The 14,382-nt window shown below is 42.2% G+C and carries 15 protein-coding genes and 1 other RNA gene; 10 read left to right on the top strand and 6 right to left on the bottom strand.

All coding sequences use genetic code 11. From position 1 onward, the window contains the following. Positions 1-7 precede the first annotated feature (7 nt). The 3 genes from J5A60_RS07665 to J5A60_RS07655 are packed head-to-tail and all read left to right on the top strand — an operon-like array spanning position 8 to position 3,501. The gene (locus J5A60_RS07665) at positions 8-754 is read left to right on the top strand and encodes a uroporphyrinogen-III synthase (RefSeq protein ID WP_212509981.1); all 747 of its coding nucleotides are present in this window, start codon (positions 8-10) and stop codon (positions 752-754) included. Between the two features lie 29 nt (positions 755-783). Next, complete coding sequence (locus tag J5A60_RS07660) at positions 784-2,214, top strand: uroporphyrinogen-III C-methyltransferase (protein ID WP_212509980.1); 1,431 nt, start codon at positions 784-786, stop codon at positions 2,212-2,214. Positions 2,215-2,226: 12 nt separating this feature from the next. Beyond that, positions 2,227-3,501, top strand: a complete 1,275-nt coding sequence (locus J5A60_RS07655; protein WP_212509979.1) for a heme biosynthesis protein HemY — start codon at positions 2,227-2,229, stop codon at positions 3,499-3,501. A gap of 56 nt (positions 3,502-3,557) precedes the next feature. On the opposite strand, the gene J5A60_RS07650 is transcribed toward J5A60_RS07655, so the two are convergent. Next, on the bottom strand, positions 3,558-4,286 hold the full coding sequence (locus J5A60_RS07650) for a 7-cyano-7-deazaguanine/7-aminomethyl-7-deazaguanine transporter (RefSeq protein WP_212509978.1): 729 nt from the start codon (positions 4,284-4,286) through the stop codon (positions 3,558-3,560). Between the two features lie 238 nt (positions 4,287-4,524). Between J5A60_RS07650 and J5A60_RS07645 the strand changes: the two genes are divergently transcribed. Continuing rightward, on the top strand, positions 4,525-6,609 hold the full coding sequence (locus J5A60_RS07645) for a TonB-dependent receptor domain-containing protein (RefSeq protein ID WP_212509977.1): 2,085 nt from the start codon (positions 4,525-4,527) through the stop codon (positions 6,607-6,609). A 109-nt stretch (positions 6,610-6,718) separates the two neighbouring features. Here J5A60_RS07645 and pgeF read toward each other — a convergent pair whose 3' ends face one another. Together pgeF and rluD are read right to left on the bottom strand one after the other, a co-directional pair. Next, positions 6,719-7,456 (bottom strand): peptidoglycan editing factor PgeF, encoded by a 738-nt coding sequence (pgeF, locus tag J5A60_RS07640; RefSeq protein ID WP_212509976.1) that lies wholly within the window; start codon positions 7,454-7,456, stop codon positions 6,719-6,721. 1 nt (position 7,457) lies between these two features. After that, positions 7,458-8,432: a 23S rRNA pseudouridine(1911/1915/1917) synthase RluD gene (gene rluD, locus J5A60_RS07635; RefSeq protein ID WP_212509975.1), complete on the bottom strand. Its 975-nt coding sequence runs from the start codon at positions 8,430-8,432 to the stop codon at positions 7,458-7,460. Between the two features lie 106 nt (positions 8,433-8,538). Between rluD and J5A60_RS07630 the strand changes: the two genes are divergently transcribed. After that, positions 8,539-9,324 carry an outer membrane protein assembly factor BamD gene (locus tag J5A60_RS07630; protein ID WP_212509974.1) on the top strand — a complete coding sequence of 262 codons (786 nt, stop codon included), beginning with the start codon at positions 8,539-8,541 and terminating at the stop codon, positions 9,322-9,324. A 35-nt stretch (positions 9,325-9,359) separates the two neighbouring features. Here the strand turns inward: J5A60_RS07630 and J5A60_RS07625 are convergent, their stop codons facing one another. The 3 genes from J5A60_RS07625 to J5A60_RS07615 all read right to left on the bottom strand — a co-directional run bounded on the left by J5A60_RS07625 (position 9,360) and on the right by J5A60_RS07615 (position 10,520). Further along, a complete protein-coding gene (locus J5A60_RS07625; RefSeq protein ID WP_212509973.1) occupies positions 9,360-9,935 on the bottom strand; it encodes a 5-formyltetrahydrofolate cyclo-ligase in 576 nt (191 codons plus the stop codon). 12 nt (positions 9,936-9,947) lie between these two features. After that, positions 9,948-10,131: non-coding RNA, 6S RNA (ssrS, locus tag J5A60_RS07620), on the bottom strand. Between the two features lie 83 nt (positions 10,132-10,214). Then, complete coding sequence (locus tag J5A60_RS07615; protein ID WP_032997987.1) at positions 10,215-10,520, bottom strand: cell division protein ZapA; 306 nt, start codon at positions 10,518-10,520, stop codon at positions 10,215-10,217. 129 nt (positions 10,521-10,649) lie between these two features. Here J5A60_RS07615 and J5A60_RS07610 point away from each other — a divergent pair, with 129 nt between their 5' ends. From J5A60_RS07610 to trmD, 5 genes are all read left to right on the top strand, one after another. Beyond that, positions 10,650-11,198: a YecA family protein gene (locus J5A60_RS07610; RefSeq protein ID WP_212509972.1), complete on the top strand. Its 549-nt coding sequence runs from the start codon at positions 10,650-10,652 to the stop codon at positions 11,196-11,198. A 9-nt stretch (positions 11,199-11,207) separates the two neighbouring features. Further along, entirely contained in the window at positions 11,208-12,518 is a 1,311-nt protein-coding gene (pepP, locus tag J5A60_RS07605; protein WP_212510761.1) for a Xaa-Pro aminopeptidase, read from the top strand. 232 nt (positions 12,519-12,750) lie between these two features. Beyond that, a complete protein-coding gene (gene rpsP, locus J5A60_RS07600) occupies positions 12,751-12,999 on the top strand; it encodes a 30S ribosomal protein S16 (protein ID WP_006719370.1) in 249 nt (82 codons plus the stop codon). 24 nt (positions 13,000-13,023) lie between these two features. Next, positions 13,024-13,551 carry a ribosome maturation factor RimM gene (rimM, locus tag J5A60_RS07595; RefSeq protein ID WP_212509971.1) on the top strand — a complete coding sequence of 176 codons (528 nt, stop codon included), beginning with the start codon at positions 13,024-13,026 and terminating at the stop codon, positions 13,549-13,551. Positions 13,552-13,615: 64 nt separating this feature from the next. Further along, positions 13,616-14,365 carry a tRNA (guanosine(37)-N1)-methyltransferase TrmD gene (trmD, locus tag J5A60_RS07590; protein WP_048750746.1) on the top strand — a complete coding sequence of 250 codons (750 nt, stop codon included), beginning with the start codon at positions 13,616-13,618 and terminating at the stop codon, positions 14,363-14,365. Positions 14,366-14,382: the final 17 nt, after the last annotated feature.

Below are 14,382 nucleotides of genomic sequence, written 5' to 3'. Positions count from 1 at the left end.
GTTGAATATGGCTGTTTTGGTGACACGCCCTGACGAACGTGGAGAACAACTGGTTGAGATGTTGGTGAAAGCCGGCATCGTTGCGTTGCATTTACCCCTATTTCAAATTACTCGCGGGGTGGAACTGAACGAATTGCCAGCGAGATTAGCGAAGCTGAAACCTGGCGATTATGTCTTTGCTGTTTCTAAAAATGCGGTAGATTTTGCGGATAAAGCCATTAAAAACACTGGTTTCAAGTGGCGTGATGACTTATCCTATTTTGCCGTCGGGAAAAGTACGGCTCAGTATTTTGCTGCCATGACAGAAATGGCTATTCACTATCCGACTACGCAGGAAAGTAGTGAAGGATTATTGCAGTTATCCATGATGCAGGATTTGTCTGAGAAAACGGTATTAATTTTGCGCGGCAATGGTGGTCGCGAGTTTTTTGCCGAACAGGTACAACAACGTGGCGCTAGTATTGAAATTGTCGAATGCTATCGACGTGAACCTCTCGTTTACAATCAAGCGGAGAAAACCAGTTTGTGCAAACGAGCAGGCGTAAAAACGATAGTCGTGACTAGTGCTGAAATACTTACCCAATTAGTGGATTTTGTTCCGCAAAGCGAACATAATTGGCTAAAAAGTTGCCACCTTATTACAATCAGTGAGCGTATTGCTCATTTGGCACAAGCGTTAGGTTGGCAACAAGTGACGGTTTGTCCGTGTTCAGACAATAGAACGTTATTACAAACCTTATTACAATGTCGTTAAACCACATTTTTTCTTTATAGGTAAATATTATGGCTAACAAGAAATCTCACCCGTCGAAACGGAATGCAGAAGTGGAACAGAAAATTGATGTCAGTGAAGATCTTGATTTAGCGACACAAGATGAGGCATTAACTGAACAAATTGAGGCTCCAATAGAGGATAAAGTAAACACTATGCAACAAGAACACAATGAAAAGACGATCTCTTCGGCACAGCAATCTGCTGTAGCGGAAACTGTTGCTAACGCTTCTACAACGAAAGAAACACCTGTAAAAGAAACGGTAGTTGTAAAAAAAGGCGGTTCTGCATTAGGTTTGTTAGCCATTTTAATTGCGCTAGGTTTGGGGGGCGCGGGCTATTATTTTGGTCAGTTACAGGTTGAGGAAATACAACAAAAATTGACCGCACTTTCAGGGAAAGTACAACAGTCAGTGCCTGCAGTGGTAGCCGAAGGACAAAATTTTGAAGCCGAAAGAGCACAGCTGCAACAGCTTATTGCATTTTCAAAAACGGCCAGTGAACAAATTGGCGCATTACATCAGGAAATTGCTGTTAAAGAACAAAGCTTATCAGCGTTGAAACAAGAAGTTCAACGCTTGGCGAACCAAGCCAAAGCAGAGCAACCCAATGATTGGTTGCTTACCGAGGCGGACTTCCTACTTAATAATGCGTTGCGTAAATTGGTGTTAGATAATGACGTGGACACCAGCATCGCGTTGTTAAAAGTAGCCGATGAAACTTTATCGAAAGTTGCGTTGCCAGAGGTGGCTTTAGTACGTAACGCCATTCACGCAGATTTGAAAAACTTATTATCGCTTAATAACGTAGACCAAAACACCATCATGCAAGATTTATCCGAGCTTGCGAACAATGTTGACGAATTAACGGTGTTAAACGTGAATTTTGATGAAGATCCGAACAACGATAAATTGACGGATTCTTTGGATGATTGGAAAGAAAATGCAGAAAAAAGTGCGGTGAGTTTTTTAAATCATTTTATTCGTGTGACCCCAAAGAAAGCGAATGACAAAGCCTTGTTAGCACCAAATCAAGATATTTATTTACGTGAGAATATTCGTTTACGTTTACAAATTGCAATTTTATCTGTGCCGCGCCAACAAGACGATTTATACAAACAATCTCTACAAACTGTGGCTTCTTGGATTCGGACGTATTTTGATACCAACACCGATGTAGCTCAAAACTTCTTGAAGAATTTGGATGAATTAGCGGAACAATCAATTTACGTGGATGTGCCGACTCAGTTAAGTGGGTTAAATGCCTTAGATAAATTGTTGAATAAGCCAACACAAGAAGTGCAAAAAATCACGCTTTCTGTGGATAAAGAACTCGAGTCGCACGGTAATTCGGGAACTGAGCCAACAGGAAAAGAAAATGAGGCTGCCACCGCGCCGGCGAATGAAACAAAGCTGGAAGTTAATCAAGGACAACAACAATAGGAGAAATAGATTATGTTACGAGTGCTATTTTTAATGTTGTTGTTACTGGCGAGCTTAATTGCCGGTCCGTATTTAGCGGGTAAGCAAGGCTATGTGCGAATTGAAACGGCAAGTCATATCGTCGAAATGTCCATTACCACTTTAGTGATCTTCTTTGTGCTCGCTTTAGCCTTGGTGTACAGCATTGAAGTCGTCATTAGCCGTTTTTTCCGTTTAAGCAACAACACATACAGCTGGTTCTCTCGTCGTAAACGCACGAAAGCGCAAAAGCAAACGTTGGAAGGCTTAATGCGTATGGATGAAGGGGATTATTCTAAAGCGGAAAAATTAATTGGTAAAAATGCGAAGCATTCTGATGAGCCGGTGCTGAACTTCATTAAAGCAGCAGAAGCAGCACAACAGCGTGGTGATGAATTCAGTGCAAACCGTTATTTAATGGAAGCAACGGAAATTGCTGGTTCTGATAGCTTGGTTTTAGAAATTGCACGTACCCGCATTTTATTACAACAAAATAAATTACCGGCAGCGCGCAGTTCAGTTGACAGCTTATTGTTGATGGCGGGGAAAAATAAGGAAGTACTTAAATTAGCCGTTGAGATTTATTTAAAATCAAAAGCTTATCAGGCGCTAGATAATATTTTAGACCAAATCGAAAAATCCGGCTTGTATACCTCACAGGAATTTGTTGCATTACAAACCCAAGTGGAAGATGGATTGCTCGATGAGAAAATGAACGAAGAAGGCGTCGATGGTTTGTTAGATTGGTGGGATCAACAATCTCGTAAACGCCGCAGTGATGCCCGTGTGAAACTGGCGTTAATTACGCGTTTAATTGATGCCAATGATCATGAGTCTGCTTATGAATTCATGTTGGAATTAGTGAAAACATTAGATAGTGACAATAGCCCGTTAACGCAAGAATTGTTTAAACAAATCAGTCGTTTGCAACCGGAAGATAACAGTAAGTTAGTTAAATTTATCTGTAGATGGTTAAAAGGGGCGGAGCCATCTGCGCAATGTTGTGCGCATCGTGCACTCGGTTATTTATATGTGCGTAACAATGACTTTGCTAAAGCCAATGAGGTGTTTAAAGCGTTAATCGCCAATAAAGAGAAATTGGAGCCGGCGGACATTACAATGGCATCTTATGTTTTTGAGCAAGTTGGTGATAAGGCTGCAGCACAACAATTACGTGAAGACGGCTTGAAGTCTGTGATGGCAGTAGAAAATCTCAACTTATCGGAAGAAACATCAGAAAATCCGACCGCACTTTTAGCGCAAAAATAATGTTTTCAAAAGCAAAAATGCCCTGAATCCTCAGGGCATTTTTTATTCGTTTCTTTTTAAGAATTTTGGGGTAATTTCATATCATTTTCGAGAACGGCAGTCAGTTGCTGAATCTTACGCAGAATCATATTTAAGAACACACCGTAAGCAGGGACGAACAACAGTAACCCAATGAATAATTTAAATAAATAATCGACGAAACCGATTTCCATCCAGTGTTCCGCCATAAACGGATCGCCACTGGCATAGAAGGCAATCGCGAAGAACAAATAAGTGTCTGCCATAGAACCAAATACCATAGAGCTGGTTGGCGCTATCCACCAAGTTTTGAGTTGGCGTAAGCGATTGAATACCAAAACATCTAATAATTGTCCGAAAACATAGGCGAAGAAACTCGCGACTGCAATGCGGAACACAAACATATTAAATTCGGTTAATGCTTGTAGACCTTGATATTGGGTATTTGAAAAGAGGGTTGAGATCACATAGCTGATAATTAATGCCGGAATCATTACCACGAAAATGATCCAACGTGCTTCTTTCGCACCGAAGATACGCACGGTTAAATCCGTCGCCAAGAAAATAAATGGGAAGGTAATTGCGCCCCAGGTGCTGTGGAACATAAAGTCTTCTTGTGCGCCGAAGAATGTGAGTGGCACATGAATTTCAAAAGGAAGCTGTACTAAATAGTTACTGACAGCAATGATAAAAATGTGGAAGAAACTGAGCAAAACTAATGCTCGACGTTTTTGGCGATCGCTAAAGATCGAAAATGCGTGTGTCATTTGAATACCTTTTTAGTTTAAATTGGGGTTAGGGAACCCAGAACAGATTGTGAGTCTGCAAAAATGCAGGGCGCAAATGATACTGCATCAAGAAAATAATTCAACTGAAAATAGTATTACCTCTAGATCGGTGATATGAAAAAATGTTCTAAAATCGGAAATATGCCCCTCTTCAAAGACCGCATCTTTTTTTATATTATAAAAAAGAATCATTATTAATATCAAAATGGGTCTTTTTATGAAATCGTATATAAAATTTTCTCCAATTAGTCTTGCTATCTTTTCTGTTTGCTCTACTCAAGTCTTAGCTGAAGAAACGAATAGTGAAACCTTGGCGCCGATTGTGGTCACTGCAGCCGGTACATCCCAAGATTTAAAAGATGCTCCTGCTAGTATCAGTATAGTCAATCAGGAACAGCTTAAACAACATCCATCCAATCGTTTGGAAGAAGCGTTACAAGATATTCCGGGCGTAAATGTCAGTGGGAGTAATGTAAATAAATCAGATATTTCTATCCGTGGTTTACCGGCTGATTACACATTAATCATGGTGGATGGTCGCCGCCAGAATACCCGTGAGTCCCGTCCAAATGGTAATGGGGGTTTTGAAGGCGCGTTCATTCCGCCGCTGAATGCGATTGAGCGTATTGAGGTGGTACGCGGACCGATGTCCTCTCTGTATGGTTCTGATGCGATGGGCGGCGTTGTCAACATTATTACCAAAAATGTTACCAAAGAATGGACAGGATCTGCTTCTGTCGGCTTTACCGCACATGATAAAAGCACTTTTGGTAACGGGCATCATGGTAATTTCTTTGTTTCAGGTCCATTAATTCAAGATAAGCTAGGGCTGCAAGTTTACGGCGGAGCAGACTATCGTCCTGAAGATAATATCATCGGCGGTTCTAATCGTAATAAAAACCGAAATATCAATGCCAAACTTTCCTTTACTCCAACAGATAAACAAACTTTTATCTTAGAGGGTGGGCGCCATCTATTAGAAAAACAGGAAACACCGGGAAAATCCTTAGCGTTAACAACAACTCGTGGTACCAGTGTGGCTCAAAATCAACCGGGCTCAACTCGTGCCACTAGAAATCACTGGTCTTTGACTCATCAGGCCGGTTGGGATGTGATGAGTTCGGAATTGAGCTTATATCAAGAAAAAGCAAAACGTGAAGTGACCACGAATGGGGTGATGGATTCTCGTAAACCTGAAATTACTAATACCGTATTTGATGCGAAGTTCATGTTACCTGTAGCAAATCACTTTTTTGTGTTTGGCGGGCAATATCAAAATGCAAAATTGGAAGATGATTCCGTTATCAAAGTAAACCGAGTGACAAGAACGGTGAATGGAAGAACGCAAACCCGTTCGGTACCGGTTTATCAAAATACAGAAAATAAAGTTCATCAGTATGCGTTTTTCGTTGAAGATGAAATTAATTTTACAGATAAATTCCTATTAACATTGGGTACACGTTTAGATCATCATCAGAAGTTTGGTACGCATTGGAACCCAAGAGCCTACGCTGTTTATCATATTAATGATAACTTTAGTGTAAAAGGGGGAATTGCTAAGGCTTTCCGCGCGCCAAGTATTCGTGAATTAAGCGAAAGCTATGTTACTGCCACAGAAGCGGGTGCCGGTGTGATTTACGGTAATCCAAACTTAAAACCGGAAACCAGCGTAAACGAAGAGGTTAGTGTTGTTTATCATCACGATAGCGGCGCCAATGCTACGGTAACCTTGTTTAATACGGATTTTAAAAATAAACTCACTAGCCATTACACCGGAAATCCGGATCCGCTTACCGGCGCAAAACTTTATGAATACAGCAATGTCGGTCGAGCCAATATTAAAGGTGTCGAGGTAAGTTCCCACATTCCGTTTAATGAGCATTGGAACGTCGATTTATCTTATACATATCAGCACTCAAAACGTAAATCTGATGAAGACATTTCGGCTTCAGGCGTGAGTTTAAGAGGATTGCCATTAGATAATACGCCTAAGCATGCAGCCAGCGGAAAACTTAATTGGATAGTGAATGATAGCTTAAGCGCCTATACTCGAGTTGCTTATAAAGGCAAACAAATTTGGGCAAATCCGCGTAATGGAGACAATCGAAACGCTTATCGTACCCGTGGTGGATATACGACGGTAGATTTTGGTACAACTTACAAATTTAATCCAAATGTCTCCCTTAACTTTGCGGTATTAAATATTGGTAATGAAATTGGCGAGCGTGTGGATACCAACGGCGGAAGCTGGACGGTAGAAGATGGTCGTCGTTTCTGGACGAATCTTAATATTACATTCTAATCCTGAAAAAATAAGGCACATTTAATTTTTTGGATGTGTTTTTATTCCAACTTCAAAAGTGCGGTCAAAATTCACCGCACTTTTTTCATGAAACAGATTAAAAATCAAATTATCCGTTAATCCATACTACCGACGCCATTCTTCCTGTGACATTCTCTCGGCGATAAGAAAAGAATTTGTCTGCTTCAAGATAAGTACAGTATTCACCACCACTGATTTGGGTAATGCCGAGAGCATTGAGACGTTGCGTAGCGATTTGGTAAAGGTTGCCGAGGAATTTGTCTTTCGCTTTCGGATCTGCGATAAAGGCGGATGTGGCTTGGGGATCTTGGGCAACAAATTGATCGATAACTTCTTGCCCTACTTGGAAAGCCGTTGGGCCAATAGCCGGACCGAACCACGCTAAGATGTCTTCAGGCGGACAGTGAAATTTGGCGACAGTTTGTTCTAATACACCATCGCATAATCCGCGCCAACCGGCATGGGCAGCGGCCACTTTCGTGCCCTGTTTATTGGTAAATAACACGGGCAAACAATCGGCAGTCATCACTAAACACATTTGATTCGGTTGGCAGGTATAAACCGCATCGGCATTGAAATCTTCCCCGTCATAAGGCAGGGTTAATACGCGCGTGCTATGAGTTTGGTTTAAGAACAACGGCATTTGTGGCAAATGGAATTTTTCTACCAATAAAGTGCGGTTGATTTTCACGACGTTTTTATCGTCCCCTACATGATCACCCAAATTAAAACTGTCATAAGGCGCAAGGCTCACACCGCCATGGCGAAGCGTGGTGAACGCCTTCACGTTTTGAGGGGCGTTCCAGTTCGGTTTAATGGCTTGCATATTAATAATCCAATTCGTCTTTGTGGAGAACATAATCCGCTTTTAAAGCAGTCACTAATTCCACAAAATCGTCCGGCAACGGTGCGTACCATTCCATCATTTCGCCATTAATTGGGTGTTGTAAACGTAACATCACGGCATGTAAGGCTTGACGTTTGAAATTACGCAATACTTCCATCAATTCTTCACTGGCATTTTTTGGGGGGCGTGGACGACCACCATAGGTTTGATCGCCTAATAACGGGTGGGCGATATGTGCCATGTGTACACGGATTTGGTGGGTACGACCGGTTTCTAAACGCAAACGTAGGCGGGTGTAATCGCGGAAACGTTCCATAATACGATAGTGAGTGACCGCAGGTTTACCCATCGGATGCACGGCCATGTGCGTACGTTTGGTTGGGTGGCGTGCCATGGGCTCATCCACGGTGCCGCCTTTGGTCATGATGCCACAAGCAACCGCTTCATATTCACGGGTGATTTTGCGTTTTTGCAAATCACGCACCAACTGGGTTTGCGCGGGAATGGTTTTGGCGACGACCATCAAGCCCGTGGTGTCTTTATCTAAACGGTGTACAATGCCCGCGCGCGGCACTTCGGCAATTTGTGGGTAATGGTAAAGTAGCGCATTGAGAACAGTACCTTTAGGATTGCCTGCACCGGGGTGGACCACAAGATCTTTGGGTTTGTTGATAACGAGAATGTCCTCGTCTTCATAAACGATATTTAACGGAATAGCTTCCGGCTCAAAGCGGGTTTCATCTTCAATTTCTACAGTAATCTCAATGTGTTCGTCACCGTAAACTTTGGTACGTGGCACATTTTGCACGACACCGTTGACCAACACCAAATCCTCCTCAATCCATGTTTTTAAGCGGGAGCGGGAATAGTCGGGGAACAATTCCGCTAGGGTTTGGTCTAAGCGCTGTCCCATTTGTTGCGGTTGCACGGTTGCCGAGAGAGTAATTTGTGCCATAAATAAAAAATCCGTTAATCAAGTTTGCTTATTTAGCAATGTTCTATACAATATCGGGCAATTGTAACTCATTTCTCATTTTTCGTAAAAATAAGGATTCTATTCAATGCGTAAACTTAAATCCTTTGCATTGCTTACCGCTATGGTGTTGGCGGTGACCGCATGTTCAAGCTCTAAACAAGATGTAGAACAAGCACCGGAACAAACCTTATACAGTACAGGGCAAACCTATTTACAGGACGGCGATTATTCTCAGGCAATCCGTTATTTAAATGCTGTGAGTAGTCGTTTTCCGGGGAGTTCTTATAGCGAACAAGTACAATTAAATTTGATTTATGCCTACTATAAAACGCAGGACTACTCCGAAACGTTAGTCACCATTGATCGTTTTATTCAACGTTTCCCAAACAGTAGTCACTTAGACTATGCCCTTTATATGGCGGGTTTAACTAATTCTGCATTAGGTGATAATTTCTTCCAAGATTTCTTCGGCGTAGATCGCGCAACCCGTGAAAATACATCGATTAAAACGGCCTTTGCTAACTTCCAAAATTTAGTGCAGCATTTCCCGAATAGTCCTTATACGCCGGATGCCTTGGCGCGTATGACTTACATTAAAGCGAGTCTTGCTCGTCATGAGTTAGCGATTGCGAAGTTTTATTTTAAACGTGATGCTTATGTGGCAACAGCAAATCGTGTGGTTTCTATGTTGAAACTGTATCCGGATACGCAAGCGACTTTGGATGCATTACCGTTGATGAAAGCATCTTATGAAAAGATGAACTTGACTCACTTAGCAGATCAAACCGCAAAAATTATTGCAGCTAACGAAGGCAAAAAATTTGATGAGCCGGAAAAACCAAAAGAACCGGAATTAAAAGCGCCACAATAATCCATAAAAAAACCTCCGAATTTTCGGAGGTTTTTTTATCCCGCTAAAATGTGTTCTAAGGGAATATCCCAGCTTTCGATTGGGAGTGCTTCTACTTGTTGGCATTGATGTGCTAAACCCACTGTGATGAAACGGTGTGGTGAGTTTTGTAACGTACGATCGTAAAATCCGCCCCCCATGCCTAGACGGTTTCCCTGCTTATCAAAGGCGACCAACGGCGTGAAGATCAGATCTAATTGCTCAAGTGGAATTACATTTTGTACATTTAAGTGCGGTTCAAAAATGCCGAATTTATTGGCTTTCATCGGTGTATCGGGTAAATAGCGTAAAAATAATAAATGACCACGAACAAAAGGATGCAGCACCGGCAAATAAACATTTTTATCTTGTTGCCATAATTGCTCAATAAGTGGTTTTGTTGAAATTTCTCCGTCAAAGGCAAGATAGAGCGCAATGTTTTTCGCCTGTTGTTGTTCGATAAGTTTTAGCGCCTGCTCAGTAATATGTTGTGCAGCTTGTTGCTGTTGAAGTGTGGTCAGTTTTTGCCGAGTTTCTCGCATTTGCTGACGAAGTTGTTGGCGAAGAGCGGCGGTTGAGGAAAATAAACGCATAGCTATTGTTTGAGAGGACCCGAGGTGCCGTTGTGGATGGTCGGTCCTTGAACCCGACGGTTCAAGGGAATTAGTTGAAATCATTTTTAGGCTTCTTAGCAGAGCTAAGCCTGCACACCAATGACAGGAAACCAATTCATAAGATTAAAAGTATCGGCTCAGGGACATAACCCACTGGCGAACACCTCAGGAATTTCTTTTATTCAATACTACTCGAAATTAGGTTTAATGACTAGCACTAATTCTCTTTCTCAGATGACATTTAGTTATCTGAAATTATCAGGAATTGAGCTTTTGTGCCCCGATATTTTCAAGAGAATGATCGAGCGGACGCAAAATTCTGTTTTTTAGCACATCCTCAATGAGATGCGTTTTTTGTTGCTCTTGCATGAGTTCAAAACTTAAATTTAAGGCGACGATGGAAAGGACCTTTTCAACTTGTAACATGCCGGTGCGCTCTTTCATTTCCAAGACGCGTTGATCTAATTCGCGGGCAGCGTTGCGTAAAGCTTCATGTTGTTCTTCCGGACAATTTAAACGTAATACCTGCCCCAAGACGGAAATTTCAATACTTTTTGATGACATTTTAGCCTCAAATTCTTTAATCAAAACTGGCCGTATTATGCCATAGGCAAAAAAACTTGCCAATTTCTAAACTGGTTGCCTGCGGTGTAGAATGATAAACTAAGCGCAATTTCAACAAGGATAATTTCAATGACAACAATTTCTTATCAAAACCTGAATCAACAACTTCAACAAGCCTCTATTCCACTTTCTGCTGCTGAATTACACGGTTTTTTAAGCGGCTTAATTTGCGGAGGGATTCAAGATCAAAGTTGGCAGCCATTGCTCTATCAATTTACCAATGATAATCATGCCTATCCTACCGCACTTTTAACGCAAGTTAGCAACATTTATCAACAAGTTCATCGCCAATTGGCGGACAATGAAGCGTTTGATTTTGAGCTTTGTTTGCCTGATACGGAAAATGTCTTTGAACAGGCGGATGGCTTAGCGGAATGGTCGAATCACTTTTTGCTCGGTTTAGGCTTGGCTCAACCGCATTTGGATAAAGAAAAAGGCGACATCGGCGAAGCGGTGGACGATTTACATGATATTTGCCAGTTAGGTTACGAAGAAGACGATGATCCCGAGGAACTGGCACAAGCGGTGGAAGAGATCGTGGAATATGTGCGCACCATCGCCACCTTGTTTTTTACCCATTTCACCAAACAAGAAGACAAACAGCCAACGTTACACTAAGGATAAATGATGGATCTCGCATACATAGCAGCGTTACCGATAGAAGAATTTGCCCAACGCCGTGCCAAGGTTTTTGAACAAATGCAGGAAGATTCCTTATTTTTGGTATTTTCCGACATTGAACGTCGTCGCAATGACGGCTGTGATTATCCTTTCCGTCAGGACAGCTATTTCTGGTATTTGACCGGTTTTAATGAGCCGAATTCGGCATTGTTATTGCGTAAACAGCAAGGTGAACTGCAGGCGATCATTTTTGTACGTCCGTCCGATAAATTACTGGAAATTTGGAATGGCCGCCGTCTTGGCGTGGACAATGCACCGCAAACCTTGTTGGTGGATACCGCTTATGCCATCGACGAGTTTGTACCGCAGTTTAACAATTTAGCGCAAAAACAGACCGCACTTTATTATGCACCGAAGCAACAGCCTTGGGGCGATGCCTTGCTGGAACAAAGTGCGGTGGAATTTTTGAGTGTTTTTAATTGGAAGCCGATACTCGGTGAGATGCGCCTGTTCAAATCGGAAAATGAAATTGCGCTCATGCAACAAGCGGGGCAAATCAGCGCGCTTGCACACATTAAAGCCATGCAACAAACCCGCCCGAACCGTTTGGAATATGAGGTGGAAAGCGATATTTTGCATGAATTTAATCGCTTTGGTGCGCGTTATCCTTCCTATAACAGCATTATTGCCAGTGGTGAAAATGCCTGCATTTTGCATTATTCGGAAAATGATATGCCGTTGCGCGACGGCGATTTGGTGCTTATTGATGCGGGCTGTGAATTTGCCATGTATGCAGGTGATATTACCCGCACATTTCCAGTGAATGGTCAATTTACTGAAGCGCAAAAAGCGATCTATGAAATTGTCCTACAAGCACAAAAACGCGCCATTGAATTGCTGGTACCGGGCGGCTCCATTGCGAAAGCAAACGAAGAAGTTATTCGTATTAAAACCGAAGGTTTAGTGCGTTTAGGTATTCTGAAAGGCGACGTAAATCAATTAATCGAACAAAAAGCCTATCGTGAGTTTTATATGCACGGGTTAGGACATTGGCTCGGGTTGGATGTGCATGATGTGGGCGAATATGGTGAAAATCGCGACCGCACTTTGGAACCCGGCATGGTACTCACCGTAGAGCCTGGGTTATATTTATCTAAAGACGCGGATATTCCGGAGCAATACAAAGGCATTGGCATTCGGATTGAAGACAATTTGTTGATTACCGATTACGGCAATAAAAATCTGACGTCTGCTGCACCGAAAGAAATTGCCGATATTGAGAAATTAATGGCAGATGCGCAATCTTTTGAAGGGTAAAAGAGATCTTAAAAACGTTCTGAAAAACGACCGCACTTTATCTTGAATTTATCTGAGAAATTCCCGTTTTAACAAAGCCCAAACATGGATTTTAACTTGCTTTTTATGCGAAAAAGAGTACAATCCACGGGCTTTTTGTCTATATATACAGAGAAAAAAGTAAGTTTAACTCTCATTTAACTTTCGATATTTGAGGGTTTTCTTTTTGTAATCAAATAATTAGAGGAAGGTTATGGTAACCATTCGTTTATCTCGTGGCGGAGCTAAAAAACGCCCATTTTACCAAATCGTAGTTGCTGACAGCCGTTCACCACGTGACGGTCGTTTTATTGAGCGTGTTGGTTTCTTCAATCCAATCGCACAAGGCAATGCAGAACGTGTTCGTATCAATTTAGACCGTGTTAACCACTGGGTTAGCCAAGGTGCTTCATTGTCTGATCGCGTTGCGACTTTAGTAAAAGAAGCGCAAAAAGCTGCGTAATTTTACTTTTTTGAGGTGATGAATATGCAACAACAAAGAATCGAAACTGTCGGCAAATTAGGTTCGACTTATGGTATTCGCGGTTGGTTACGTATTTACTCATCCACAGAACAAGCTAAAAGTATCTTTGATTATCAACCTTGGTTTTTGAAAATCAAAGGGCAGTGGCAGCCAACCGAACTGGAAAACTGGCGTCATCATAATCACGAACTGATCGTTAAATTAAAAGGCGTAGATGATCGTGAAGCGGCGCAAATCCTTGCCAATGTGGAAATCGGTGTCGATTTATCGGTATTTCCAACCTTGGAAGAAGGGGATTACTACTGGCACGATTTAATTGGTTGTGCGGTGGTGAATCTGGAAGGTTATGCCATGGGAACCGTGACTGAAATGATGGAAACCGGTTCTAATGATGTATTGGTAGTAAAAGCCAATGTAAAAGATGCTTTCGGGAAACAAGAGCGGTTAATTCCGTTTTTGTATGAACAAGTAGTTAAAAGAGTCGATCCCGCCACTAAGACGATTACAGTGGATTGGGACGCTGGTTTCTAATCTCAGGTATGCCGTAGCGCTTTGCGGTAACATTAACATAAGGCTCAAAAGTTAAGGCTAAATTATGTGGATTGGGGTAATAAGTCTGTTCCCTGAAATGTTTAAAGCAATTACGGAATATGGGGTAACCGGCAGGGCTGTTAAGCAAAACCTGTTACAAGTGCGGTGCTGGAATCCAAGGGATTTTACGCACGATAAGCATAAAACCGTAGATGACCGTCCTTATGGCGGAGGTCCGGGAATGCTGATGATGGTGCAACCATTAAAGGATGCTATCGATTCAGCAAAAGAAGTAGCAGGCGAAGGCGCAAAAGTGATTTATCTCTCACCGCAAGGTCGTAAACTCGATCAACAAGGCGTAGAGGAATTAGCGCAGAATCACAAATTGATTTTGTTATGCGGCCGATATGAAGGCATTGACGAACGTTTGATTGAAACGGTCGTTGATGAAGAATGGTCCGTAGGTGATTATGTCCTCACCGGCGGTGAATTGCCGGCAATGACGTTAATTGACGCAGTTGCCCGTTTTATCCCCGGTGTGCTTGGTAAACAAGCTTCCGCAGAGGAAGATTCGTTTGCTGACGGATTACTGGATTGTCCGCATTATACGCGTCCTGAAGTGCTTGATGGATTAACCGTGCCACCCGTGCTGATGTCGGGACACCATGAGGAAATTCGCAAATGGCGGTTAAAACAATCGTTATTGAGAACATGGTTACGACGCCCTGAGCTACTGGAAGGCCTAGCTCTGACTGACGAACAACGTAAGCTGTTAAAACAGGCGAAAGCCGAATATGACAGTAAACTCAGTTAAATCTAGGATCAAAAAGG

It is taken from the genome of Aggregatibacter sp. oral taxon 513, from assembly GCF_018128305.1.
In the GTDB taxonomy this organism is placed as follows: domain Bacteria; phylum Pseudomonadota; class Gammaproteobacteria; order Enterobacterales; family Pasteurellaceae; genus Aggregatibacter; species Aggregatibacter segnis_A.
Note: the sequence above shows the minus strand (reverse complement) of the source record. Positions and strands in the feature narration are given on the sequence as shown.

Coding starts and splice junctions, on each gene's coding strand:
- J5A60_RS07665 (WP_212509981.1), top strand. CDS start 8: ATGGCTGTTTTGGTGACACGCCCTGACGAACGTGGAGAACAACTGGTT.
- J5A60_RS07660 (WP_212509980.1), top strand. CDS start 784: ATGGCTAACAAGAAATCTCACCCGTCGAAACGGAATGCAGAAGTGGAA.
- J5A60_RS07655 (WP_212509979.1), top strand. CDS start 2,227: ATGTTACGAGTGCTATTTTTAATGTTGTTGTTACTGGCGAGCTTAATT.
- J5A60_RS07650 (WP_212509978.1), bottom strand. CDS start 4,286: ATGACACACGCATTTTCGATCTTTAGCGATCGCCAAAAACGTCGAGCA.
- J5A60_RS07645 (WP_212509977.1), top strand. CDS start 4,525: ATGAAATCGTATATAAAATTTTCTCCAATTAGTCTTGCTATCTTTTCT.
- pgeF (WP_212509976.1), bottom strand. CDS start 7,456: ATGCAAGCCATTAAACCGAACTGGAACGCCCCTCAAAACGTGAAGGCG.
- rluD (WP_212509975.1), bottom strand. CDS start 8,432: ATGGCACAAATTACTCTCTCGGCAACCGTGCAACCGCAACAAATGGGA.
- J5A60_RS07630 (WP_212509974.1), top strand. CDS start 8,539: ATGCGTAAACTTAAATCCTTTGCATTGCTTACCGCTATGGTGTTGGCG.
- J5A60_RS07625 (WP_212509973.1), bottom strand. CDS start 9,935: ATGCGTTTATTTTCCTCAACCGCCGCTCTTCGCCAACAACTTCGTCAG.
- J5A60_RS07615 (WP_032997987.1), bottom strand. CDS start 10,520: ATGTCATCAAAAAGTATTGAAATTTCCGTCTTGGGGCAGGTATTACGT.
- J5A60_RS07610 (WP_212509972.1), top strand. CDS start 10,650: ATGACAACAATTTCTTATCAAAACCTGAATCAACAACTTCAACAAGCC.
- pepP (WP_212510761.1), top strand. CDS start 11,208: ATGGATCTCGCATACATAGCAGCGTTACCGATAGAAGAATTTGCCCAA.
- rpsP (WP_006719370.1), top strand. CDS start 12,751: ATGGTAACCATTCGTTTATCTCGTGGCGGAGCTAAAAAACGCCCATTT.
- rimM (WP_212509971.1), top strand. CDS start 13,024: ATGCAACAACAAAGAATCGAAACTGTCGGCAAATTAGGTTCGACTTAT.
- trmD (WP_048750746.1), top strand. CDS start 13,616: ATGTGGATTGGGGTAATAAGTCTGTTCCCTGAAATGTTTAAAGCAATT.